The organism is Pseudomonas lundensis (assembly GCF_015377145.2).
Taxonomy (GTDB): Bacteria; Pseudomonadota; Gammaproteobacteria; order Pseudomonadales; family Pseudomonadaceae; genus Aquipseudomonas; species Aquipseudomonas lundensis.
In genome coordinates this window covers 778,990-802,151 of the sequence record NZ_CP062158.2, presented here as the reverse complement: position 1 = coordinate 802,151, position 23,162 = coordinate 778,990, and the positions used below count along the sequence as shown (strand labels likewise).

At 58.8% G+C, this 23,162-nt stretch carries 21 protein-coding genes; 7 read left to right on the top strand and 14 right to left on the bottom strand.

The window, feature by feature from the left end; all coding sequences use genetic code 11:
• Positions 1–102 precede the first annotated feature (102 nt).
• Both IF654_RS04095 and IF654_RS04090 read right to left on the bottom strand, forming a co-directional pair.
• Positions 103–300, bottom strand: a complete 198-nt coding sequence (locus IF654_RS04095; RefSeq protein ID WP_047273565.1) for a YbdD/YjiX family protein — start codon at positions 298–300, stop codon at positions 103–105.
• Positions 301–315: 15 nt separating this feature from the next.
• Positions 316–2,382 (bottom strand): carbon starvation CstA family protein, encoded by a 2,067-nt coding sequence (locus IF654_RS04090; RefSeq protein WP_047273564.1) that lies wholly within the window; start codon positions 2,380–2,382, stop codon positions 316–318.
• Positions 2,383–2,551: 169 nt separating this feature from the next.
• Here IF654_RS04090 and IF654_RS04085 point away from each other — a divergent pair, with 169 nt between their 5' ends.
• The gene (locus IF654_RS04085; RefSeq protein ID WP_169837951.1) at positions 2,552–2,923 is read left to right on the top strand and encodes a PilZ domain-containing protein; all 372 of its coding nucleotides are present in this window, start codon (positions 2,552–2,554) and stop codon (positions 2,921–2,923) included.
• 3 nt (positions 2,924–2,926) lie between these two features.
• On the opposite strand, the gene radA is transcribed toward IF654_RS04085, so the two are convergent.
• The 3 genes from radA to katB all read right to left on the bottom strand — a co-directional run bounded on the left by radA (position 2,927) and on the right by katB (position 6,476).
• Positions 2,927–4,294, bottom strand: a complete 1,368-nt coding sequence (radA, locus tag IF654_RS04080; protein ID WP_047273562.1) for a DNA repair protein RadA — start codon at positions 4,292–4,294, stop codon at positions 2,927–2,929.
• 46 nt (positions 4,295–4,340) lie between these two features.
• Positions 4,341–4,871, bottom strand: coding sequence for an ankyrin repeat domain-containing protein (locus tag IF654_RS04075; RefSeq protein ID WP_047283089.1), 531 nt, complete (start codon positions 4,869–4,871; stop codon positions 4,341–4,343).
• A 63-nt stretch (positions 4,872–4,934) separates the two neighbouring features.
• The gene (gene katB, locus IF654_RS04070; RefSeq protein WP_047273559.1) at positions 4,935–6,476 is read right to left on the bottom strand and encodes a catalase KatB; all 1,542 of its coding nucleotides are present in this window, start codon (positions 6,474–6,476) and stop codon (positions 4,935–4,937) included.
• A gap of 285 nt (positions 6,477–6,761) precedes the next feature.
• Between katB and mscL the strand changes: the two genes are divergently transcribed.
• Complete coding sequence (mscL, locus tag IF654_RS04065) at positions 6,762–7,175, top strand: large-conductance mechanosensitive channel protein MscL (protein ID WP_047273558.1); 414 nt, start codon at positions 6,762–6,764, stop codon at positions 7,173–7,175.
• 66 nt (positions 7,176–7,241) lie between these two features.
• Here mscL and IF654_RS04060 read toward each other — a convergent pair whose 3' ends face one another.
• Positions 7,242–8,018 (bottom strand): ferredoxin--NADP reductase, encoded by a 777-nt coding sequence (locus IF654_RS04060; protein WP_047279067.1) that lies wholly within the window; start codon positions 8,016–8,018, stop codon positions 7,242–7,244.
• A 400-nt stretch (positions 8,019–8,418) separates the two neighbouring features.
• Between IF654_RS04060 and IF654_RS04055 the strand changes: the two genes are divergently transcribed.
• Positions 8,419–9,132 carry a helix-turn-helix transcriptional regulator gene (locus IF654_RS04055; protein WP_047283092.1) on the top strand — a complete coding sequence of 238 codons (714 nt, stop codon included), beginning with the start codon at positions 8,419–8,421 and terminating at the stop codon, positions 9,130–9,132.
• A gap of 167 nt (positions 9,133–9,299) precedes the next feature.
• Complete coding sequence (locus IF654_RS04050; RefSeq protein ID WP_047273555.1) at positions 9,300–10,424, top strand: methyltransferase; 1,125 nt, start codon at positions 9,300–9,302, stop codon at positions 10,422–10,424.
• Positions 10,425–10,531: 107 nt separating this feature from the next.
• Here the strand turns inward: IF654_RS04050 and IF654_RS04045 are convergent, their stop codons facing one another.
• From IF654_RS04045 to IF654_RS04035, 3 genes are read right to left on the bottom strand one after another with little or no spacing between them, the layout of a single operon-like run.
• Positions 10,532–10,699 (bottom strand): DUF2474 domain-containing protein, encoded by a 168-nt coding sequence (locus IF654_RS04045; RefSeq protein WP_047273554.1) that lies wholly within the window; start codon positions 10,697–10,699, stop codon positions 10,532–10,534.
• A 58-nt stretch (positions 10,700–10,757) separates the two neighbouring features.
• Positions 10,758–11,765 (bottom strand): cytochrome d ubiquinol oxidase subunit II, encoded by a 1,008-nt coding sequence (cydB, locus tag IF654_RS04040; RefSeq protein WP_194862746.1) that lies wholly within the window; start codon positions 11,763–11,765, stop codon positions 10,758–10,760.
• Between the two features lie 3 nt (positions 11,766–11,768).
• A complete protein-coding gene (locus tag IF654_RS04035) occupies positions 11,769–13,208 on the bottom strand; it encodes a cytochrome ubiquinol oxidase subunit I (RefSeq protein ID WP_047273552.1) in 1,440 nt (479 codons plus the stop codon).
• Between the two features lie 410 nt (positions 13,209–13,618).
• On the opposite strand from IF654_RS04035, the gene IF654_RS04030 reads away from it, so the two are divergent.
• Positions 13,619–14,845 (top strand): MFS transporter, encoded by a 1,227-nt coding sequence (locus IF654_RS04030; protein ID WP_409354959.1) that lies wholly within the window; start codon positions 13,619–13,621, stop codon positions 14,843–14,845.
• 20 nt (positions 14,846–14,865) lie between these two features.
• On the opposite strand, the gene IF654_RS04025 is transcribed toward IF654_RS04030, so the two are convergent.
• Entirely contained in the window at positions 14,866–15,303 is a 438-nt protein-coding gene (locus tag IF654_RS04025; RefSeq protein ID WP_083334233.1) for a DUF4879 domain-containing protein, read from the bottom strand.
• Positions 15,304–15,514: 211 nt separating this feature from the next.
• Here IF654_RS04025 and IF654_RS04020 point away from each other — a divergent pair, with 211 nt between their 5' ends.
• Together IF654_RS04020 and trmA are read left to right on the top strand one after the other, a co-directional pair.
• On the top strand, positions 15,515–16,810 hold the full coding sequence (locus IF654_RS04020) for an NCS2 family permease (RefSeq protein ID WP_047273549.1): 1,296 nt from the start codon (positions 15,515–15,517) through the stop codon (positions 16,808–16,810).
• On the top strand, positions 16,807–17,895 hold the full coding sequence (gene trmA, locus IF654_RS04015) for a tRNA (uridine(54)-C5)-methyltransferase TrmA (protein WP_047273548.1): 1,089 nt from the start codon (positions 16,807–16,809) through the stop codon (positions 17,893–17,895). Before IF654_RS04020 ends, trmA begins: the two co-directional genes overlap by 4 nt.
• 95 nt (positions 17,896–17,990) lie before the next feature.
• Here the strand turns inward: trmA and IF654_RS04010 are convergent, their stop codons facing one another.
• From IF654_RS04010 to IF654_RS03995, 4 genes are all read right to left on the bottom strand, one after another.
• Positions 17,991–19,316, bottom strand: coding sequence for a TolC family outer membrane protein (locus IF654_RS04010; RefSeq protein ID WP_418889549.1), 1,326 nt, complete (start codon positions 19,314–19,316; stop codon positions 17,991–17,993).
• Positions 19,313–20,641: an HlyD family type I secretion periplasmic adaptor subunit gene (locus IF654_RS04005; protein WP_094987448.1), complete on the bottom strand. Its 1,329-nt coding sequence runs from the start codon at positions 20,639–20,641 to the stop codon at positions 19,313–19,315. The genes IF654_RS04010 and IF654_RS04005 overlap by 4 nt, the downstream gene beginning before the upstream one ends.
• Positions 20,638–22,392, bottom strand: a complete 1,755-nt coding sequence (locus IF654_RS04000) for a type I secretion system permease/ATPase (protein WP_194862747.1) — start codon at positions 22,390–22,392, stop codon at positions 20,638–20,640. The genes IF654_RS04005 and IF654_RS04000 overlap by 4 nt, the downstream gene beginning before the upstream one ends.
• Before the next feature lie 125 nt (positions 22,393–22,517).
• Positions 22,518–23,147, bottom strand: coding sequence for a heme acquisition protein HasA (locus IF654_RS03995; RefSeq protein WP_047273545.1), 630 nt, complete (start codon positions 23,145–23,147; stop codon positions 22,518–22,520).
• Positions 23,148–23,162: the final 15 nt, after the last annotated feature.

Sequence of the window (23,162 nt, the reverse complement as noted above, 5' to 3'; positions counted from 1 at the left end):
ACAGGAGCGGGCCTGTTCGCCAAGACACGGGGCATTCAACAGGATCGTTGACTGGCACCACACCTTCACGAACACGCCCGCTCCTGCACAAGGGCTAGCGGGTTAGCAGCACTTGGGGCCACCCTTGCCGCCGTACCGGGCCTCCTGGCGTTCGCGGAAGAACGCCTCATAACTCATGACCGGCTTGTCCGGGTGTTTAGTGCGCATATGCTCGACGTAATTGTCGTAGTCAGGCATGCCGACCATCAGGCGTGCAGCCTGACCGAGGTATTTACCGAGGCGACTCAGGTCGTTGAACATGTTTGCAGCCCTCTGTCACTCTTGCGGCATGGCCTGGAATGGCGCTTCTTTATCGGTACGTTCTTTGGTGCCCCAAGCGGCAATGCCGACTTTGAGCGCATAGAACAGGATGCTGAAGACCACGAACAGGAACAGCACGGTCAAGCCCGCGTTGGTGTACGCGTTGATAATCACGTGCTGCATCTGGTCGATGTTTTTGGCCGGGGCAATCACTTGGCCCGCGTCCAGCGCCGTGCTGTATTTGTTGGCCAGCGCCAGGAAGCCCACCGCCGGGTTGGCATCGAACAGCTTGATGAAGCCTGCCGTGGTGGTGCAGATCAGCAGCCAGACCGCAGGCAGCATGGTCACCCAGATATAACGCTGGCGCTTCATTTTGATCAGCACAACCGTGGCCAGCATCAGCGCGATACCTGCCAGCATCTGGTTGGAGATACCAAACAGCGGCCACAAGGTGTTGATGCCGCCCAGCGGATCGATCACGCCCTGATACAGCAGATAGCCCCACATCGCCACACAGCCGGCCGTGGCAATCAGGTTGGCGGGCCATGATTCGGTGCGCTTGAGGGCAGGCACGAAGCTGCCGAGCAAGTCTTGCAGCATGAAACGACCGGCACGCGTACCGGCATCGACGGCCGTCAGGATGAACAAGGCCTCGAACAAAATAGCGAAGTGATACCAGAACGCCATGGTGTTCTCGCCCGGCAACACGTGGTGCAGGATTTGCGCGATACCGACTGCGAGGGTCGGTGCGCCGCCCGCACGTGCCAGAACGGTGGTTTCACCAATGTCCTGAGCCAGCGCCGTCAGTGCATCCGGCGTGATTGCAAACCCCCAACTGGTGACTGTTTGCGCCACGCTGACCACGTCCGAGCCGACGATCGCCGCCGGACTGTTCATGGCGAAGTACACGCCTGGCTCGATCACCGAAGCGGCAACCATTGCCATGATGGCGACGAACGACTCCATCAACATGCCGCCATAGCCGATGTAACGGGCGTTGGTTTCGTTATCCAGCAACTTGGGCGTGGTGCCCGAGGAAATCAGTGCGTGGAAACCCGAGACCGCACCGCAGGCAATGGTGATGAACAGGAAGGGGAACAGGCCGCCTTTCCAGACCGGGCCATTGCCATCGATGAATTGGGTAACGGCTGGCATTTTCAGCTCGGGCATGGTGATCAGAATGCCGATCGCCAAGGCCACGATGGTGCCGATTTTAAGGAAGGTGGACAGGTAATCGCGCGGAGCCAGCACCAGCCACACAGGCAGCACTGCCGCGACAAAACCGTAACCGATCAGCATCCAGGTGATTTGCACGCCCGTGAAGGTGAACACGTGCGCCCACTCAGGGTCGGCGGCGATCTGGCCCCCCAGCCAGATAGAGCCCAGCAGCAACAACACACCCACGATGGAGATTTCACCAATGCGGCCCGGGCGGATGTAGCGCATGTAAATGCCCATGAACATCGCAATCGGGATGGTGGCCATCACCGTGAACATGCCCCACGGGCTTTCAGCCAGGGCTTTGACCACGATCAGCGCCAACACCGCGAGGATGATGATCATGATCAGGAAGCAGCCAAACAGCGCAATGGTGCCCGGCACCTTGCCCATTTCTTCACGCACCATGTCGCCCAGCGAGCGGCCATTGCGGCGTGTGGACATGAACAGCACCATGAAGTCCTGCACCGCACCGGCCAGCACGACGCCAGCAATCAGCCAGAGCGTACCGGGCAAGTACCCCATTTGCGCAGCCAGCACCGGCCCGACCAACGGTCCGGCGCCTGCGATGGCGGCAAAGTGGTGTCCGAAAAGAATGTGTTTGTTGGTCGGCACGTAGTCCAGACCGTCGTTGTTGACGACCGCAGGCGTGGCCCGACTCGGGTCCAGCTGCATCACCCGGGTGGCAATGAACAGACTGTAATAACGGTAAGCGACCAGATAGATGGCAACGGCGGCCACCACGATCCACAAGGCGTTGATCGCCTCACCCCGACGCAATGCCACTACGCCAAGGGCGCAGGCTCCTACAATTGCCAGCACCAGCCACGGAATGTGGCGAAGCAGGCTATTTTTATTATTCATTTTTATATTCCGGCCAGTTGGACAAGAAGGACTGCCCCCGGAGTTTAGCGCTCCCAGCACTAAAGACCACCCCCTGACGTTGGTCTAGAGCCTTCTTAGCGCGGTTTTTTTCATCACTGGCAATCGCCGGATCGGGACTATAGTTCAGGCACGCCCGGAGGATTTGACCATGCACACGCAGCCTGATGAACGTCGGCACTTTACCCGTATTGCATTCGATGCCCAGACCCGCATTAGCCAGGGGCCGCTGCACTGGTCGGTCAAACTGCTGGATGTATCGCTCAAGGGGCTGCTGATTGAAAAGCCGCTGGACTGGCGCCCTGGCCCAGATTCTGTGTTTAGCGCCGACATCCACCTCAACGATGAGACGCACATCATCATGGACGTGCGCCTGGCCCACGCCGAAGCCCACAAACTGGGCTTTGAATGCACCCGCATCGACCAGCAGTCGATCAGCCACCTGCGTCGAGTGGTCGAACTCAACCTGGGCGATGAAGCGCTGCTTCAGCGCGAGTTGAAAGCCTTGATCAGCGAGCAGTGAACGCTATTCAAACAGGGCATCGAGCGCCTGCTCCAGCCGCGTCACCCCGATGATCTGCAAACCGGGCGGTGACTCTTTCGGGGCATTACCCTTGGGGACGATGGCGCGTTTGAAGCCATGCTTGGCCGCTTCCTTGAGACGCTCTTGCCCGCTCGGCACCGGACGCACTTCGCCCGACAGGCCGACTTCCCCGAATACCAGCAAATCGTGGGGCAACGGGCGATTGCGCAAGCTCGACATCACCGCCGCCATCAAGGCCAGGTCAGACGCCGTTTCGAGCACTTTCACCCCGCCCACCACGTTGAGGAATACGTCCTGATCGTGGGTCGGGATGCCACCATGGCGATGCAACACGGCCAGCAACATGGCCAACCGGTTCTGATCCAGCCCCAATGTCACGCGCCGCGGGTTGGACATGTGGCTGTCGTCCACCAGCGCCTGCACTTCGACCAGCATCGGACGCGTGCCTTCCCAGGTCGCCATGACCACACTGCCCGGTACTTCTTCCTGCGCGCGCGTCAGGAAAATCGCTGACGGGTTGGACACTTCTTTCAGGCCTTTGTCGGTCATGCCGAACACGCCCAGTTCGTTGACGGCACCAAAACGGTTTTTCACCGCACGCAGCAGGCGCAAGCGTCCATCGGACTCGCCTTCGAAATACAGCACGGTATCGACCATGTGCTCCAGCACGCGAGGCCCGGCCAGCGCGCCTTCTTTGGTCACGTGACCGACGAGGAAAATCGCCGTGCCACTGGATTTGGCATAACGCACCAGCAACGCCGCGCTTTCACGCACTTGCGAAACGCCACCCGGGGCCGATTGCAGTTGTTCGGTAAAAATGGTCTGGATCGAGTCGATCACCATGACCTTGGGTTTTTCGAGCTTGGCCGTGGCGATGATGCTTTCGATGCAGGTCTCGGTCATCACCTTGAGGCGGTCCTGCGGCAGCCCCAGGCGGCGGGCGCGCATGGCCACTTGCTGCTGGGACTCTTCGCCCGTCACGTACAACGCTGGCATGCGCGTGGCCATGTGACAGAGGGTTTGCAGCAGGATGGTGGATTTACCGATACCCGGATCGCCACCAATCAGCACCACAGAGCCGTCGACCAGTCCGCCACCCAGCACGCGATCCAGCTCGCCGGATGCTGTGGAAAAACGCGGAATCTCTTCGATGCTGACTTCCGCCAGGGTTTTGAGCTGGGCTTGCTGCCCGGTCCAACCGGTGCGACCGCTGGGCGGTGCCGCAGAACCGCTTTCCACGACGGTTTCGACCAGCGTGTTCCAGACACCGCACTCGCCGCACTGCCCGGCCCACTTGGGAAACGTTGCACCGCACTCAGTGCAGCCGTAAATGCGCTTGGGCTTGGCCATCTGAACTCCACGGAAAAAAACGCGATGATAGCCCACTCGGCCTCAATCAGCGCGCCACCGGCATGCGGATTTCACCCTTGGCCAGCCGAGCGGCACTGTTACCCAACGGATCTTCGGCATTCAGGTCCGCGCCGTGGCGAGTCAGTTCGTTAAGCAACTCAACACGCTTAAACAGCCCCGCGTACATGGCGGCAGTCTGGCCTGCCTGGTTACGCTGGTCCGGGTTGCACTCGGTGGCCAGCAACCGGCGGGCAATCTTGAGCTCACCTTTGAAAATAGCGCCCATCAAGGCGGTGTTACCGCGTTTGTCCTGCACGCAGGCATTAGCCCCGGCGGCCAGTAAACGCTCGACCGCGTCGGACTGGCCGTGATACGCCGCCAGAATCAACGCGCTGTAGCCTTTGCTGTCCTGAGTGTCGAGGGCGTACCCCGACTCAATGAAGGTTTCGAGCATGGCCACATCGCCTCGGCGGGCAGCGTCGAAGTAATAATCCTGAAGTTGCACGCGCATGTCCGGCTCATCGGCCTGAGCGCAGACACTGATAAACAGCACGGCGAACGGTATAAAAAAACGCATGGTGCGACCTCCCGGAGGTAAACCCTGCAACCACTGCCCAGCAGCGATTACAGGGAGTGCGTATTAGTCGACCAACTTGGCAGCCAGTGCCTTGACGCGGCTCAGGTCACCTTTTGCGACGTGGGTTACACCGGTTCCGTACTCAGGGTCCGCTTTATAGAGGAAGGACAGGATGATGTGTTTGCTTTCATCGTCCGTTGTCGCCAGCGAGCCGCCGAAACTGTCAATCAGGTCCTGACGGTCTTTCTTGCTGAATGACCGGTACAGATCGCCCGCCTGTTTGAAGTTCTGCTCACGCGCGATCTTCGCTTGCTGAGTCGTCCCCGACAGGGCCATCTCGCTGTAACGCGCGGTTTGCGGCTCTTGACGCGGTTCCAGACGGCTCGGCTGGTAGTTCACACCCGTGGTGGTGTGACCGAGGTTCATCGCGCCATCCTGGTTGCCATTGTTGACGGCTACACGGGGAGCGTTGATGGGTAATTGCAGGGCGTTGGCCCCCAAACGGTACATTTGCGTGTCGGCGTAGGAGAAGACGCGGCCTTGCAGCAGACGGTCCTCCGACGGCTCGATACCCGGCACCAGGTTGGCAGGCGCCATGGCAACCTGTTCGGTTTCCTGGAACACGTTGGCCGGATTACGGTTCAGGACCATCTGACCCACTTTGCGCTCCGGCACATTCGGCCAGATCTTGGTGGCGTCCAGCGGGTCGAACTCGAAGGATTTCAGGTCTTCAGGCTTGAGCACCTGCACGTACAAGTCCCACTTGGGGAAGTCGCCGTTTTTGATGTGGGTGACCAGATCATTGCTCATGTGGCTGTAGTCTTTGCCCTGAACCTCAGTCACCTGTTTCGGATCAAGGTTTTTCTGCCCTTGCAGGCTTTTCCAGTGGAACTTCACATACCGCACGTCGCCCTTGGCATTCACCAGTTTGTAAGCGTGCACACCGTTACCGTCCATTTCACGGTAGCTGGCCGGCGTGCCTGAGTTGGAGTACAGCTCAGTCAGGGTGCGGGTCGCTTCCGGTACATGGGAGAAGAAATCGAAACGACGGGAATCATCATCCAGATTGGTCCGCGGGTCAGGCTTGAAGGCATGCACCATGTCCGGGAACTTGATCGCGTCACGGATAAAGAACGTCGGGAAGTTGTTGCCGACCAAGTCCCAGTTACCGTCGGCGGTATAGAACTTGGTCGCAAAACCGCGTGGGTCGCGCAAGGTTTCGGGCGAGTGATTGCCATGCACCACCGCCGAGAAACGCACAAACACCGGCGTGACTTCACCGCCGGCAAACACTTTGGCTTTGGTCAGATCGCTGAGGTCGTTGGTCACGGTGAACGTACCGTGAGCACCCGCACCACGGGCGTGTACGACCCGCTCAGGGATGCGCTCACGATCAAAACGCTGCAGCTTTTGCAGCAGTTGGACATCTTGCAACAGCACCGGGCCGTTGGCCCCGGCGGTTTGCGAATTCTGGTTATCGCCTACGGCAGCGCCGTTATCGCGGGTCAAGGTGGCGGCATGGACAGAAGCCGACAGTAGGCTGGCGCTCAACACACACAGCACGCGTCGCTGTGAAAACAGTCCGAAGCCAAGGGAGGTGGTCATGCGTAGATCCTCTAATCATTGGGGGCGCATCAACGTGCACGGTGCAAAGGCTAGAGGTCGGCGGGGCAAAGTCTAAATAGAAAGGTCTCAAGCAACCCATTAAGAAAAAAGTCTGGAGTTGAACCTCTGAGTCGCGTATTTGGCGGGCGCTGCCGAGTATTTGAAAACTTATGACGTACTGGCCGGTCGATAACAAACGCGTAGCGGCAAACAGCCAATCGGGCAAGATCCCCAAGGCTGATTTACACTGCGTTAACCAACCTCATCTGTAACAAGGAATAACCTATGGGCGTGATAAGTGAGTTCAAGGCCTTCGCGGTCAAAGGGAACGTGGTCGATATGGCCGTCGGTATTATCATCGGCGCGGCATTTGGCAAAATCGTTTCATCCTTCGTCGGCGATGTGATCATGCCTCCTTTGGGTTTGTTGATCGGTGGCGTGGATTTCAGTGACCTGGCCATTACGCTCAAAGCCGCCGTGGGCGATGCCCCGGCCGTTGTGCTTGCCTACGGTAAATTCATCCAGAGCGTGATCGATTTCATCATTGTGGCATTTGCCATCTTCATGGGCGTCAAGGCGATCAATCGCCTCAAGCGTGAAGAGGCTGTCGCGCCAAGCGCACCGCCGGTGCCAACCAAAGAAGAGGAGTTGCTGGGCGAAATTCGCGACTTGCTCAAGGTACAAAACAATCGGCCTTAAACCGGCTGTTAAAAAAACGGCGCCATCAGGCGCCGTTTTTATATGAGCGTCACTGAGGGAGCAGCCTTACCAATAGTTCTCGACCGCTATCTGCCCCGGCTTGCGCGTCAAACTTAGCCGCATGGCTTTGTGTTTTAAAAGCGCGCGAACATCCTCAATCATTTGAGGATTACCGCATATCATCACCCGTGAATGCTCAGCCGTTAACGCTACACCTGCAGCACGCTCTAACTCGCCACTTTCAATAAGCGATGTCATTCGCTGATTCAATGCACCCGCGACTTTTTCACGTGTCACAACAGGCACATAGATAAACTTGTGCGCATATTCAGCCAAATACTCTCGCTGCATTAGTTGATGAATCAACGGCTGATAAGCCAGTTCTTTTTCTTCACGCGCACTGTAAACAAGAATGACGCGCTCGAACTTCTCCCACACTTCAAAGTCCTGAAGAATCGATAAAAATGGCGCCACCCCTGTGCCGGTTGCCAATAGCCATAAGTCGCGGCCATCCACAAACCGATTCAAGGTCAAGTACCCAAACGCCTGCCGATCAACCAGCAACGTATCACCCACTTGCAGACGGCTCAGCTCGCTGGTGAATTCGCCCCCCGGTACGACAATGGAGAAAAACTCGAGGAAGTCATCATGGGGCGACGACACCATCGAGTACGCGCGCCAGACCGTACTGCCGTCGGCTTTGGTCACGCCCAGCCGGGCAAACTGGCCTGCCGTGAAACGAAAACCCTTGTCCCGCGTGGTACGCAGGGTGAAAAGGCTCGGAGTCATAGGACGAACATCAAGCAGGGTCTGACGGGTGAATTTTTCTGCGCTGGCAGTCATGGTGCACTCCATTGGCTAGTGCCCTAGTGTCGCGCAAACGCCCCATAAGAAACACCGACGATTTGTGATGGCATTGTTTTGCCATCATCTAAAACGCGTTTTAAATAAACATTTTAAACATGGCGTGAATCACACAAGTGTCATGTTCTTGGTGCAAAACCGCCTGCCTATACAAGTAAGTTTTAATGGCGTCAAAAAACAGGCACTCACATAGAGCGCCTAATAACATAGACGCATCCACGCTATATCGAATACCGATACTCGTGCATTTACACTAATTCTGCTAGTTCAAGTAATTGAAAAAAACACGACCAACTGCTTTGAATTTTCCTACAGATCTCAACTACTATGACAACGTTGTTCAAATTGGATCACATAACAAGGGGCAAAGGATCTCCTCATGAAGACCTATCAAATAGCCTATGAAAATCAGTGCATTAGCCATAAAACTGAAAGTCAGCTGATCGATTACACACTCAAAAAGATACATATGTATGGTTTTGAATACTTTCTGTTTCGGTTAATCCCCCGTTATGGAAATATCGTTACGCATAGTAAAACGCTGACTAACTATCCAAAAGAATTTATTGAACAGTACGAAAGCAATCATTATGTACAAAGAAACCCTATTGTCATCCATTGCCAGTTATCCATCTCGCCCATCATCTGGGACGAAGAGGTGTTTCACGACGTTCCCGAGTTATGGGAGAGCACTCAAGCGTACGGTTTGAATCATGGCTGGTCACAATCGGTGCACGACTCCAGCGGCGTTGTCAGCATTCTGAGCCTGGCCCGCTCAAACACGCCGCTCACGGAGCTCGAGTTCACCGAGAAGGCCGCTGATGTGCTGTGGCTGTGCAACCAACTGCACACAGCCATGACGGCGCGATATTTGCCCCGGCACGAGCCGCCCCCTCAAGCCACTCGCCTTTCGGCGCGTGAGTCCGAAGTCTTGAAGTGGACGGCGGAAGGCAAAACCGCTTTTGACATTGGCATGATCCTGAGCCTGACCACGCGGACGGTGAATTTCCATATCAGCAGTGCCATCCGCAAAATGGGCGCGAACAATAAAACGTCAGCCGTGGTCATCGCGACCAAGTCGGGCTTGTTATAGCCAAACGCCTGAGTGGCTCACATCCATCCCTTCACCTGATAAACGCGTCAGGTAATCCCCTGCAAAAAAAAGTAAAATCGCGCACACCTGTAAACCCCACGGACGCCAGTGTTGATTCTTGCCCTCAAGGCACAGACGCCACTGTCGATTCCCCAGAGTTTGTTCAAATGCCTGTGCTCGACACCCCGTTCGCCCAACTCCACTTGATCCGCCAGCCTGAACAACAGAATGAGCCGCTTCAGGCCTTCGATGCTGCGGACGAGTATTTACTCAATCACCTGGCCGAACAGAATCTGCCCAAAGGCAGCCGTGTCCTGGTGCTCAATGACAGTTTTGGTGCGCTGGCTATCAGCCTGGTCGGCTCGATGCATGTCACCAGCAGCAGCGACTCGTTTCTGGCTATCAAGGCCCTGGAAAAAAACCTCACCCGTCATCAGTGTGCATTCGATGCCGTGACCGTCATTGCTGCGAGCCAGCCTCTGATCGGGCCGTTTGATTGCGTTTTAGTCAAAGTGCCGAAAACCCTGGCGCTGCTCGAAGAACAACTGATCCGTTTGCAAGGCCAACTGGCGCCGGGCGCCCAGGTGATTGCGGGCGCCATGATCAAACACTTGCCCCGCGCCGCCGGCGATCTGTTGGAACGCTTTATCGGGCCGGTACAGGCCTCATTGGCCGTGAAAAAAGCACGATTGCTGAGCGCGACAGTGGAAGACAAAGAGCCTTTCACCTCACCTTATCCGACCCGCTACCGGCTCGATGAGCCCGCCATCGAGTTAATCAACCACGCCAACGTCTTCTGCCGCGAGGGCCTGGACATCGGCACGCGGGCGTTTCTGCCGCATCTGCCCAAAAATCTGGGGGCTGCGCGGGTGGCGGATCTTGGGTGTGGCAATGGCGTTCTGGCGATTGCCAGTGCGCTGAGTAACCCGGATGCGCATTACACCTTGGTCGATGAATCGTTTATGGCGGTGCAGTCGGCACGTGAAAACTGGCAGGCGGCACTGGGTGATCGCGAGGTTGTCGTGCGGGCGGATGACGGCCTGGCTGGCCAGGCGCCGCAATCACTGGACGTGGTGCTGTGTAATCCGCCATTCCATCAACAGCAGGTCGTGGGCGACTTTCTGGCCTGGCGCATGTTCAATCAGGCCCGCGATGCACTGGTGGTGGGGGGTGCGCTGTACATCGTCGGCAATCGCCATTTGGGCTACCACAGCAAGTTGGCGAAACTGTTTCGGGGTGTCGAACAAGTGGCCGCGACGCCCAAGTTCGTCATTCTCAAAGCGCGCAAGTAAAGCGTCCTGCGATCACGGACTGCGGGTATAGCAAGGCGTGTGCATAGATAAAAAAACCCGCCGAGGCGGGTTTTTTTATCTGTACTGCAAGGCAACGGGATGGGAATTCAGTGGCTTTTCATCCCGGCCGCCGACATAAACAGGCGTACCAGCATGGCAAACACCGCCAGGCTCGCCACACTGGCGGTCCAGATCACCAGCAACCAGCCAATGCGTTGCCACAGCGGCTTCTTCTCGCACTCTTGCACGTCGTTCAGATAATCTTTTCCAGCCATGTTCAGCACTCCTCTGCAGGCAATGGCTGCGACCCTCAGGCCGCAGCGGCCCATGCGACTAGTGGTAACCGTCTTCGTGGGTCACCTTGCCGCGGAACACGTAGTAGCTCCAGTAGGTGTAACCCAGAATAAACGGAATGATGAACAGGGTTCCGACCAGCATAAAACCCTGACTTTGCGGCGGCGCCGCTGCATCCCAGATCGAAATCGCAGGCGGGACGATGTTTGGCCACAGGCTGATACCCAGCCCGCTGTAACCCAGGAAAATCAGCACCAGGGTCAACAGGAACGGGATGTAGTGGGCATTACGGGCGATCGCTTTGAGCAATGCGTACATGGTCACCAGTACCAGAATCGGTACGGGCAGGAACCAGAACAGATTAGGCAACGTGAACCAGCGCGCCGCGATGTCGGAATGCGCCAGCGGTGTCCACAGGCTCACCACGCCCATCAGGACCAATACCGCCAATGCCAGAGGGCGACCCAGCTTGTGCATGCGCTCTTGCAGGTGGCCTTCGGTTTTCATGATCAGCCAGGTGCAACCGAGCAAGGCATACGCCACGATCAGCGCAATCCCGCAGAACACGGTGAACGGCGAGAGCCAGTCCAGTCCGCCGCCAGCGTACTGACGATTGACCACCGGGATGCCATCAATGAACGCCCCCAGCGCGACACCCTGGAAGAACGTCGCCGCAATCGAGCCTCCGATGAACGCCTTGTCCCAAATGTGGCGCTTCTCGGCGCGGGCCTTAAAGCGGAACTCAAAGGCCACGCCGCGAAAGATCAGGCCGATGAGCATGAATATGAGAGGCAGGTACAGCGCCGATAACACCACCGAGTACGCCAGCGGGAAGGCGCCATACAACGCGGCCCCGCCCAGTACCAGCCAGGTTTCGTTACCGTCCCATACGGGCGCAACCGTGTTCATCATCACATCGCGGTCTTTCTCGCCCTTGATGAACGGGAAGAGGATGCCGATCCCGAGGTCGAAGCCATCCATGACCACATACATCATGATCCCGAAGATGATGATGATTGCCCAGATAAGTGGCAGATCAATACCCATGACTCAATTCCCCTTGTTCAGGCTGTCGCTGTGACCTTCTTCTGTGCCTTCATGGGCAGCAGACAAAGGACGGGCAGGCGTGCGTTGCTGACCTGGACCACCGGACGGGTGTTCGTCGCCTTCGTGAGTCACCGGGCCCTTGCGCACCAGACGCATCATGTAACCCAGCCCTACCCCGAACAGTGAGAAGTAGACCAGCACGAACATGATCAGGGTGATGCTCATCTGCGTGACACTGTGATTGGACGACGCATCGGCGGTGCGCATCAGCCCGTAAACCACCCACGGCTGACGCCCCACTTCCGTGGTGAACCAGCCTGCCAGGATCGCGATCAGACCGGACGGCCCCATCCACAACACCAGACGCAGGAACAAGCGGTTTTCGTAAAGGGTGCCGCGCTTGCGTAACCAGACACTCCACAGACCGATGAAGATCATGATCATCCCCAACGCAACCATGATGCGGAAGGTGAAGAACACAATGGTCGAGTTCGGACGGTCAGCGGCCGGGTAATCCTTCATGGCCGGGATCTGTTTATCCAGGCTGTGCGTGAGGATCAGGCTGCCCAGGTACGGCACTTCGATCTTGTAGTCGGTGGTTTCGGTTTTCATGTTCGGGATGCCGAACAGAATCAGCGGAGTTGGCTCACCGGGTTTGTTTTCCCAGTGACCTTCAATCGCCGCGATCTTCACGGGTTGATACTCCAGGGTATTCAAGCCATGGGCATCGCCGATCAGGGCTTGAACCGGTGCAACCACCAGCGCCATCCACATGGCCATGGAGAACATCCGGCGAATGGCCGGTGTATTACGGCCGCGCAACAGGTGCCAGGCCGCTGAGGCCCCGACAAAGAACGCTGTCGCCACAAAGGCTGCGGTGGCCATGTGTGCCAGACGGTACGGGAACGACGGGTTGAAAATGACCGCCAGCCAGTCAACCGGGATCACGCGGCCGTCGATGATTTCGTAACCCTGCGGCGTTTGCATCCAGCTGTTGGAGGCCAGAATCCAGAAGGTCGAAACCAGTGTCCCGAGGGCCACCATCGCGGTTGAGAAGAAGTGCATGCCGCGACCCACGCGGTTCCAGCCAAACAGCATGACGCCCAAAAAGCCCGCTTCAAGGAAGAAGGCCGTGAGCACTTCGTACGTCAGCAGCGGCCCGGTGACAGACCCCGCAAAGTCGGAAAACTGCGACCAGTTCGTGCCGAACTGATACGCCATGACCAGACCGGAAACCACGCCCATACCAAAGTTGACAGCGAAAATCTTCGACCAAAAGTGATACAGATCGCGGTACGTGTCGTCACGGGTTTTCAGCCACATGCCTTCGAGCACCATCAGATAACTGGCGAGACCGATGGTAATGGCGGGGAAAATAATGTGAAACGATACGGTAAACGCAAACTGAATTCGGGCGAGATCTAAAGCCTCCAAACCGAACATAAGCTTTCCTCTATCAGGTATCAGGTCGTTCAGAACACAGGCACGGCGCCCGTATCCAACTGTCCCGCAGGCCTGGGCCAGTGCGAATCGGTGTTCGCTCTTTCAACCAAGGCACGAAGGGGATCTGGCCGGCTGGCCATTCCAGATAAAACGCGAGGTGTTTTGATCTGGATCAAGCATTGCTGAAAGAGTAGTCCATTCTGGTCGAGCGGCTAATGTGGTTTGTTGTCGCGTGACATGATGTCCCAGGCCCCGGAATAGACCGTTGCAAGAAGTGCAGGTAATCACTGCAACACGGTTTATGAGCGCCCGTTGGTCAGCTTTTCCGCGCACTACTTCGCGTCATCACTTGTTACAGATTAATGATAATCTCGCGCTCTTCCCTGCCCGCCCCAACGGCTCTCTTATTGATGACTACCCCGCCTTTATTGCTGCGCCATCACCGACCGTTTGTCGCCTTTTGGTTTGCCCGCATCTTTACCGCCAGTGCGTTTCAAATGCTGACCGTGGCCATCGGCTGGAACCTCTATCAATTGACGGGCAACGTCATGGACCTGGGCTGGGTCGGGCTTATCGAGTTTGCCCCGCGCGTGATGTTCATGCTGCACACCGGGCACGTGGCCGATCGCTATGACCGCCGCAAAGTGGCGGCGCTGTGCCAAACCGTACAGGGCATGATTGCGCTGACACTGGCCATCAGCAGCGCAAGCGATCACGTGACGCGGGAGATGATCTTCCTGCTGGCGTTTCTATTGGGCAGCGCGCGCTCTTTCGAAATGCCCAGCACGCAAGCCCTGTTGCCTTCGATCGTACCGGTCAGTCTGTTCCCCCGCGCCGTGGCCGCTGCCCAGGCGGCGCAGCAATCGGCCACCATTATTGCCCCGGCATTTGGCGGTTTGCTCTACGCCTTTGGCAGTGTCTGGGTGTATGGCCCCTCCGTTGCGCTGTACCTGATTGCCGCGCTGTTGATGAGCAACCTGCCTGCACGGCAAGCAGCACTGAACAAAGGCAAGGCCACGCTGGACTCGCTATTGGGCGGCATTCGCTTCATCCGCCGTCACCCGGACGTGCTGGGCGCGATCTCACTGGATTTATTTGCCGTGCTACTGGGCGGCGCAACGGCGCTCTTGCCGGTATTTGCCAAAGACATCCTGCTCACCGGCCCGTGGGGCCTGGGCATGTTGCGCTCGGCACCGGCAGTGGGTGCGCTGCTGATGTCATTGTGGCTGGCCCGGTTCCCGGTAGAACGCAAGGTCGGCCGCATCATGTTTACGGCCGTGGGCGTGTTCGGTGTCGCCACCATTGCGTTCGGGCTGTCGACATCCTTCTGGTTCTCAATGGCAGTCCTGGTCGTGCTCGGCGCGGCGGACATGATCAGCATGGTGATTCGCGCGTCGTTCGTGCAACTGCAAACCCCGGATGAAATGCGCGGCCGCGTCAGCGCCGTCAATGGCCTGTTCATCGGTGCATCTAACCAGTTGGGTGAGTTCGAATCGGGCGCGACAGCTCATTGGCTGGGCACCGTGCCCGCAGTGGTAATGGGCGGGGTCGGAACGCTGGTCGTCACCGGGCTGTGGATAAAATTGTTCCCGGGTCTGGCCAGACGCGACCGCATGCTGGAAGAAAAAGCCCCGTAGTCGCGGCGTTTGGGGCACACCTACTTTATATAGAGGCGAGCACTGAGCCGGTTATGCGGCGGCACCAGCGAGGTGTTAGCAAACTCGAACCAGCCGCCATCGGTGTTACTCAAGGTGAACGTATACAGGTAGCCCACCGTGGTCCCTGCACCGTTGCAGGTCACGAGCCCCTCGCCCTGGTTACACACCGGAGTGCGTGTGCCATCGACCTCATGGCCATTGAACGTTACCCACGGCTGATGACCGCCATAGCCCCGCTCCAGCACATGCACGCGGATGTTGGCGCCATGGTGCGTGCGATGGGTGGTGTCCGTGCCGCGCACTTCCTCTGTAGCGCCCGATTTAGAGACCACCTGCAAAATCTCGACCCCGCTCAAGGGCAGCGCTGGCGCCGCCTGCAGACCTGCACTGAGGAACAGGCTCAAACAAGCCAAAACAGCGTTGATGGTGCGCGTCATAAGTCCCCCGAAAAACTGGCACACAGTATGCCTGTCCCCCAGTCGTTACAAAACATCGCCGCTCAACCAAACCAAAGCAGCCATCCGCTGAAGCTGCTGGTATGATGCGCGGCTTTTTCCGACAGACAGAAAATCTTCAGGCGCTACAAGTCTGTGCTTTGCTGTTGAAAACGATTTAATAACGGCGCCTGGGGGCGCCACGGGGACTGGCATGCTGGAAAGGCTGTTTCAACTCAAGGCACACAACACCAACGTGCGGACCGAGATTCTTGCGGGTATCACCACGTTTCTGGCCATGGCCTACATCCTGTTCGTAAACCCGAGCATCCTCGGTGAGACCGGCATGGATAAAGGCGCCGTGTTTGTCGCGACCTGTCTGGCGGCAGCCATCGGTTCGGCCATCATGGGCCTCATCGCCAACTACCCGATCGCATTGGCGCCGGGCATGGGGCTGAACGCCTTCTTCACCTACACCGTGGTCCTGCACATGGGGCACACCTGGCAGGTCGCACTGGGTGCCGTCTTCATTTCTGCCGTGCTGTTCTTCCTGTTGTCGATCTTTCGCATCCGCGAATGGATCATCAACAGCATTCCGCTGCCCCTGCGCTCGGCGATTGCTGCCGGCATCGGCCTGTTTCTGGCACTGATCGCACTGGGTAACGCGGGCATCGTAGTGGCCAACCAGGCCACGCTGGTCGGCATGGGCGATCTGACGCAACCCAAAGTCGTCCTGGCCTCCCTGGGCTTTGCCGTGATCGTGGCACTCGAAGCCCTGAAGGTCCGTGGCGCCGTGCTGATCGGGATTCTGGGCGTGACCGTCGCGTCCATCCTGATGGGCGTGACCGAGTTCGGTGGCGTGATGTCGATGCCGCCTTCGCTGGCCCCGACCTTCCTGCAACTGGACATCAAAGGCGCACTGGACATCGGGCTGATCAGCGTGATTTTTGCCTTCCTGTTCGTCGACCTCTTTGACAACTCGGGCACCCTGATCGGCGTTGCCAAACGCGCCGGCCTGATGGGCAAAGACGGCCACATGCCAAAAATGGGCCGTGCCCTGATTGCTGACAGCACCGCGGCCATGGCCGGTTCGTTGCTCGGTACTTCGACCACCACCAGCTACATCGAATCGGCAGCAGGCGTGAGCGCCGGTGGCCGTACCGGCCTGACCGCCATCGTGGTCGGCATCATGTTCCTGCTGGCGCTGTTCTTCTCGCCCCTGGCGGCCAGCGTACCGGCCTTCGCCACCGCGCCAGCCCTGATGTTCGTGGCGGTACTGATGATGAGTGGCCTGGCCGAAATCGAATGGGACGACGTGACCGTTGCCGCACCGGTGGTCATCACCGCGCTGGCGATGCCGTTCACGTACTCCATCGCCAACGGCATTGCCTTCGGCTTCATTTCCTGGACCGTGATCAAGTTGCTGTCGGGCCGCGCACGCGAACTGAATGCACCGTTGATCATTCTGTCGGTCCTGTTCGTGGTCAAGTTGGGTTGGTTTTACGCATGAGTGCCTTGCCGTTTGATTCTGCAACCTATGCCGTCGAACTGGAGGCCAAGGCCAATCGTCTGCGTGAGTTACTCGCACCGTTCGACGCGCCACAGCCTCAGGTCTTCGACTCGCCGATGGAACACTTCCGCCTGCGCGCCGAATTCCGCCTGTGGCGCGAAGCGGGCGAGCGTCACTACGCGATGTTTTCCCCGCAAGACAAGCGCACGCCGATCCTGATCGACACCTTCCCGATTGCCAGCCTGCGCATCAATCAATTGATGCCGCAGCTCAAGGCCGCCTGGAAAGCCAGCGCCGCGTTGAGCCACAAACTGTTTCAAGTCGAGTTCCAGACCACGTTAGCGGGCGATGCGATGGTTACCTTGTGCTACCACCGTCCGCTGGACGAGCACTGGCAGAACGCCGCCGAACAGTTGGCCAAAGACCTCGACATCAGCGTGATTGGCCGCTCCAAAGGCAAACGTGTGGTGATCGGTCGCGATCATGTGGTGGAGAAACTCGACGTGGCAGGCCGCACGTTCAGTTATCAACAGCCCGAAGGCGCGTTCACCCAGCCCAACGGCACCGTCAACCAGAAGATGCTCAACTGGGCTTACGAAGCGCTGGGCGAGCGTTCGGACGACTTGCTGGAGCTGTATTGCGGCAATGGCAACTTCACCCTGCCGTTGGCGACCCGCGTGCGCAAAGTGCTGGCCACTGAAATCAGCAAGACCTCGGTGTATGCCGCGCTCAACAACCTGCGCGACAACGCTGTGGATAACGTCACGCTGGTCAGGTTGTCGGCTGAAGAATTGACCGAGGCGCTGAACGAAGTGCGTCCGTTCCGCCGCTTGCAGGGCATTGACCTGAAAAGCTACGACTTCGGCAGCGTATTCGTTGACCCGCCGCGTGCCGGCATGGACCCGGACACCTGCGAACTCACCCGCCGCTTCGATAACATTCTGTACATCTCGTGCAACCCGCTGACCCTGGCCGAGAACATCGCCCAACTGCACGACACCCACCGCATCGAGCGTTGCGCGGTGTTTGACCAGTTCCCGTGGACCCACCACATGGAATCGGGTGTGCTGCTGGTTCGCCGGTAACCCCCAAAAACCACAGCCCTGCGCGCCTCGTCGGTGACTACTTTGCAACCTGTAGTCACCGACGAGGCGCGAGGCAGCGTCAAGGGTTGGCGTTTTCAGGGTTGAAAATACCCGGCCATCTGCTGCAAATCCCCTTCGTTCAATAGTCCGGCGTAATACTTGAGCTGCACCCGCGCCAGCAAATAAGCGTAACGCGCCTGCGCCAAATCCCGCTTCGCACTGAACAACTGCTGCTCTGCGTCCAATACGTCCAGATTGACCCGCTCCCCGCCCCGTACGCTTTTTTGCGTCGCTTGCACCAGGGCACTGGCGGAGTCCACTGCCATTTCATATGCCTGCACCTTGGCCGCCGCGCTGTTGTTAAGGTTGAACTGTTTGCGCAGGTCAACCAGCGTGGCCGCGGTCTGTGCGTCCAGTTCGTACTGCGCCTGAGACAATTGCCGCGCCGCCTGACGCGTGGAAGCCGACACCGAGCCCCCTGCAAACAACGGCACACGTAGCTGAATGCCTACGCTGTTGGTGTCGTATTTCTGGTTATAGGTACTTTCTGAATCGGAGCTGGACTGCCGGCTGCTGGCATACAGGCTGAGTGTGGGCAGATGACCGGCCCGCTTGCGCTCCACTTCGTACTCGGCCGATGTCAGTGCATGATGTTGCGACGCCAGTTCAGGGTTATTGGCCAATGCCAGTTCGCGCCAGTTTTCAAAACGTTGGGGCTCCAGTGGCGGGACAGTGAAAGGCGCCACCAGCGGGTCGAGGTCTTCAACCTGCAACGGGTTACCCAACATCGCTTCCAATTCACGCAACGCAGCGTCCTGATCGTCCTGCGCTTCGATTTCTTGCGCCACGGCCATGCTCAGGCGCGCGCGGGTTTCCAGCACATCGGTGCGCGTTCCTTCGCCGCCTTTGAGCAAACGCTGGTTCAGTTGCAGGCGCTCGGCATAGGCGCGCTTTTGCGCACGGCTCAACTCAATATGCTCGCGGGCCAACAGCGCCTGGCTGTAGGCACTTAGCACGCGAACCAACAGGTATTGGCTTTTGCTGCGAAAGCGCTCATCCGCGAACAACGCTTGCGCCGCACCTTGTCGGAACCGGGCATAGGCTTCGTAGTCCAGCAACGGCTGCTGCAAGGTCAGGGTCGACGCATAACTGCGGTAGTCACGGTCAGTGCGCGTGTCGGCTTGGGTGACCTGCGAAGCATTACGCGAGTTGTTGTAGTTCCACGACAACGTCGGCAATAACGCGGAGCGACCCAGGGCGCGGTTTTCCTCCCCCGCTGCCCGTTCTTCAATGGCCGCCTGAAACGTCGGATCGTTACGTACGGCCAAGTCATACGCCTGGAGCAACCCCAACGCGTGCGCCGAGGGCATCGAACAGCCGAAGGCCATGACCACCGCGTAAAAAAGTCGGCGCACGCTCATTCCTCCACCAGCGCCATGTGGGTGCGGTCGAGCAAGGGCTTGAACACGTAGTTGAGCAGCGAACGCTCGCCCGTGCGCACGAACGCTTCCACCGGCATGCCCGGACGGATCTGCAAACCGGCCAGTTGCTTGAGCCCGGCTTCGCTGACTTGGGCACGAAGCGTGTAATACGGCTCGTCAGTACGTTGATCCACCTGGCGATCCGCCGACACCAGCGTCACCTCACCCGCCACCCGGGGCGTGGTGCTCTGGCTGAAAGCCGAGAACATCAGTTCAACCGGCAACCCGGCATGCACCTTGTCAGCCAGTTCAACGGGCACTCGCGCCTCCACCAGTAAGGGCTCGCCTTGCGGGACGATTTCCATCAACGCCTGACCGGGCTTGATAACGCCACCTTCGGTGAACACGTCCAGCCCCACCACAATGCCCGACGCGGGCGCACGCAGCTGACTGTTGGCCAGTTCGAACTCTGCCGAGGCCAGCCGGTGACGCAGGTCTTCTGAACGCACCCGGGTCTCGGCCAATTGTGTGCGGACTTCCTTTTGATACTCCTCGGCCAACTGACGCACTTTCAGACGCATCTCTTGCACGTGTCGCTGTAACTGCCCGCTGCGCCCGTAGTCTTCGCTGATCGACCCCAGCACTTGGGCATACACGCGCTCACTGTCCAGCAGCCGGTTGCGTGGGATGTAACCGTCGCGGGCCAGTTCACGCAGGCCTTCCAGCTGTTCAGTCAGGGCCGTGCGTTGCAGGATTTTATTGGCCTGGGAATCACGCACCCCACGCAGTTGCGCCTCGGCGCCTGCGATGCTTTCACCGATGCCCTGCTGATCCAGCAGCAATGCCTGACGTCGGCTATGGAATAACTGCGCTTGCAACGCCAGATTGGGCGCCACCTCGGGCTCATCCTGGTGGGCCAGCAGTTCGGGCGGGAAGCTCACGTGTGTGGCGCCATCGGCCTCGGCATTGAGCCGTGCTTCGCTGGCCAGCGACGCATAAAACTGGCTACGCAACGACTGCGCCTGCCCCCGCAGAGGCGTCTCCTTGAGGCGAATCAGCACCTGCCCGGCCGTCACGCTGTCACCTTCGCGCACGTCAATGCGCGCCACAATTCCGCCGCTGGGATGTTGCACCACTTTGCGGTGCCCCGAGACCATGACGTTGCCTGAGACGGCTACGCCTTTATCGAGAGGCGCCAGCGCGGCCCAACCGAGAAAACCGAGAAAACCGCCGAGCATCAACAGCCACCCCAACCGCGCGTAGCGGCGGTCATCCAGTTGCAGGACGTTACGGTCGTCCAGCGCTTTAACGTTCGTAAAACTCATGCCTTGCCCGCCTCTACCACACCGAGGCGGTAGCTCACGTTCATGGCCGGTTTCGCAGGGCGCGCTTGCCCCGAAGCCGGTGCCGCCAGCACGCTGGCGGTCGGTCCGAACGCTTGCAGTTGCCCCTCACGCAAGATCAGCAGTTGATCGGTGAGGGTCAGCACATTGGGCTTGTGGGTAATCAAGATCAGCGTTCGCTTCAGGGTTTTCAGCCGGGTAATCGCCTGCAACAACGCCTGCTCTCCCGCGTCGTCCAGATTGGAATTGGGCTCGTCGAGGACGATCACAGCGGGCAAGCCGTACACGGCACGCGCCAGCCCGATGCGTTGCTTTTGCCCACCGGACAACCCCGCGCCGCTGTCGCCCAGCACGGTGTCGTACCCCTGTGGCAATTGCAGGATCAGTTCATGGACGCCCGCCATTTGCGCAGCGGCCAGCACCTTGTCGGCATTGACCTCTGCAAAGCGTGCGATGTTGTGCGCGATGGTCCCTGCAAAGAGTTGAATGTCCTGAGGCAAATAGCCCAGATGCGGGCCGAGTTGGTGTTTGTCCCACTGCGACAAGTCCGCGCCGTCCAGCCGTACCTTGCCCGTGACGGGCTGCCAGACCCCCACCAGCAATCGCGCCAGGGTGGACTTGCCGCAGCCTGAAGGGCCGATGACGCCCAGCACTTGACCGGCGGACAACGCGAAACTCAGGTTGGCCAACGTGGCGCGCCGGGTGCCCGGTGCGCAGGCGCCCAGTTGTTCGACGGACAATTCACCTGTGGGCGCTGGCAATGCCATCCGACGCGGGCGCGGCGGATAGGCCTGCAACAACGCCTCCAGACGTTGATAGGCCAAACGGGCGGACGACCACTGCTTCCAGACGCCAATCAACTGATCAATCGGGCTGAGCACGCGCCCCATCAGGATCGACCCTGCGATCATCATCCCCGCCGTGATCTGCCCCTGCACGGCCAACCATGCCCCGAGCCCCAGCACCAGCGATTGCAGGGCCAGGCGCACACCTTTGGACCAGGCACTGACGGTGGCGGTTTTTTCACTGGCCAGGTTTTGTTGCGTCAAAAACGCGGTGTGCTGTGCCAGCCAACGCTCGCGCAGGGTGTCGAGCATGCCCATGGCCTCGATCGCTTCGCTGTTGCGCAGGTGAGCGCTGGCCTGCTGCGTGGCCTCCACCGACCATTCGCTTGCGGCTTTTAGAGGGCCGTGCGAAACCCGCTGGTTGATCCATGCCAATAGCATCAGCACCACGGCCCCGCCCAAGGCCAAGAGCCCCAGCCACGGGCTGAACATGAAGATGACAAACAGATACACGGGGAACCACGGCGCATCGAAAAACGCGAACAGCGCATTGCCGGTCGCAAACTGACGCAAGCGGGTGAGGTCACTCAGCGCCTGCCCGGCGGCGGGGCTGGCGGTGCGTAATTGCGCTTCAAATGCCGCGTCATACACCCGCTGATTCAGGCGCATGTCCATTTGCGTGCCGAGGCGGATGACCACCTGGCTGCGCACCCACTCCAACGCGCCCATCAGGGCGAACAGCCCGAGGATCATCAGCGTCAGCATTAACAGGGTCATGAGATTGCCCGATGCCAGCACCCGGTCGTACACCTGCAACATATACAGCGCGGGGGCCAGCATCAGTAAATTGATGACGGCCGAGAACAGGCCGATGTTGAAAAAAGCACGCTTGTAGGCCGTCAAGGCAGCCAGCATCTCGTTGGCGACGTGGGCATTGTGCCGGGTCATGAAGCGATTCCGTGAGCGATGAACCAACAAAACCGCGCACGCTGGGGGGAGCATGCGCGGCACAACGGCGTCCTGTCAGCCGTCAACCGTCAACCGTCAACCGTGGCGACAGGACAAGACGGGGTTTACGCCGCCAATGCCCAGTCCTGAGCCACCTCTTGCACACCCACCAGATCGATATCGGCGGCCAGCGGTGCGTCGGTGTGTGCCAGACCGGCGGCGGCCAGGTCGTCGAAGGTGGAATCGGTGGACAAGCCGAACCCGCTCAGCAGGTTGTTGAGTGCCCCTTCCAGGCCCGAGACGTCGCCTTTCATCAGGCCATAGATCACGTCCTGAACAGCGTTGCCTGCCCGGCCGGCGTCACTGGCCGCGGAGAGGTCGAGGCCGTTGAAGGAAGCGGTGTAGTCGTTCAAACCGAAATCAGTGCCGTTTCCACCCTGCAGCCCCGTGCCCAAGGTAACGGTATCCAATTCGCCCCACAGGTAATGGTTCATGTTATCGCCCGGGGAGACTTTGGGATCGAACACATAGTTGAGCCCCTTATCGGTGTCGCTTGCGGCAATAAATGCATATTCCGAACCCTGTGCACCGTGCGTTGCATATTGCTCACCCGTCATTGCACGCCCACCGGTATTAAAGCCGCCCGTATTACCGGTGCCATGGCCAGCAGTCGTAAACCCGGTCGACCACGCGCTCAATGCATCCTGAACCGAGAAAGCCCCAAATGCAGAGTTGTAAGTAATCGAAATAGTCATACTTGATCCTTTTCA

Excerpts from the sequence above, each read along its gene's own strand:
- IF654_RS04095 (WP_047273565.1), bottom strand. The coding sequence starts at position 300 with ATGTTCAACGACCTGAGTCGCCTCGGTAAATACCTCGGTCAGGCTGCA.
- IF654_RS04090 (WP_047273564.1), bottom strand. The coding sequence starts at position 2,382 with ATGAATAATAAAAATAGCCTGCTTCGCCACATTCCGTGGCTGGTGCTG.
- IF654_RS04085 (WP_169837951.1), top strand. The coding sequence starts at position 2,552 with ATGCACACGCAGCCTGATGAACGTCGGCACTTTACCCGTATTGCATTC.
- radA (WP_047273562.1), bottom strand. The coding sequence starts at position 4,294 with ATGGCCAAGCCCAAGCGCATTTACGGCTGCACTGAGTGCGGTGCAACG.
- IF654_RS04075 (WP_047283089.1), bottom strand. The coding sequence starts at position 4,871 with ATGCGTTTTTTTATACCGTTCGCCGTGCTGTTTATCAGTGTCTGCGCT.
- katB (WP_047273559.1), bottom strand. The coding sequence starts at position 6,476 with ATGACCACCTCCCTTGGCTTCGGACTGTTTTCACAGCGACGCGTGCTG.
- mscL (WP_047273558.1), top strand. The coding sequence starts at position 6,762 with ATGGGCGTGATAAGTGAGTTCAAGGCCTTCGCGGTCAAAGGGAACGTG.
- IF654_RS04060 (WP_047279067.1), bottom strand. The coding sequence starts at position 8,018 with ATGACTGCCAGCGCAGAAAAATTCACCCGTCAGACCCTGCTTGATGTT.
- IF654_RS04055 (WP_047283092.1), top strand. The coding sequence starts at position 8,419 with ATGAAGACCTATCAAATAGCCTATGAAAATCAGTGCATTAGCCATAAA.
- IF654_RS04050 (WP_047273555.1), top strand. The coding sequence starts at position 9,300 with ATGCCTGTGCTCGACACCCCGTTCGCCCAACTCCACTTGATCCGCCAG.
- IF654_RS04045 (WP_047273554.1), bottom strand. The coding sequence starts at position 10,699 with ATGGCTGGAAAAGATTATCTGAACGACGTGCAAGAGTGCGAGAAGAAG.
- cydB (WP_194862746.1), bottom strand. The coding sequence starts at position 11,765 with ATGGGTATTGATCTGCCACTTATCTGGGCAATCATCATCATCTTCGGG.
- IF654_RS04035 (WP_047273552.1), bottom strand. The coding sequence starts at position 13,208 with ATGTTCGGTTTGGAGGCTTTAGATCTCGCCCGAATTCAGTTTGCGTTT.
- IF654_RS04030 (WP_409354959.1), top strand. The coding sequence starts at position 13,619 with ATGACTACCCCGCCTTTATTGCTGCGCCATCACCGACCGTTTGTCGCC.
- IF654_RS04025 (WP_083334233.1), bottom strand. The coding sequence starts at position 15,303 with ATGACGCGCACCATCAACGCTGTTTTGGCTTGTTTGAGCCTGTTCCTC.
- IF654_RS04020 (WP_047273549.1), top strand. The coding sequence starts at position 15,515 with ATGCTGGAAAGGCTGTTTCAACTCAAGGCACACAACACCAACGTGCGG.
- trmA (WP_047273548.1), top strand. The coding sequence starts at position 16,807 with ATGAGTGCCTTGCCGTTTGATTCTGCAACCTATGCCGTCGAACTGGAG.
- IF654_RS04010 (WP_418889549.1), bottom strand. The coding sequence starts at position 19,316 with ATGAGCGTGCGCCGACTTTTTTACGCGGTGGTCATGGCCTTCGGCTGT.
- IF654_RS04005 (WP_094987448.1), bottom strand. The coding sequence starts at position 20,641 with ATGAGTTTTACGAACGTTAAAGCGCTGGACGACCGTAACGTCCTGCAA.
- IF654_RS04000 (WP_194862747.1), bottom strand. The coding sequence starts at position 22,392 with ATGACCCGGCACAATGCCCACGTCGCCAACGAGATGCTGGCTGCCTTG.
- IF654_RS03995 (WP_047273545.1), bottom strand. The coding sequence starts at position 23,147 with ATGACTATTTCGATTACTTACAACTCTGCATTTGGGGCTTTCTCGGTT.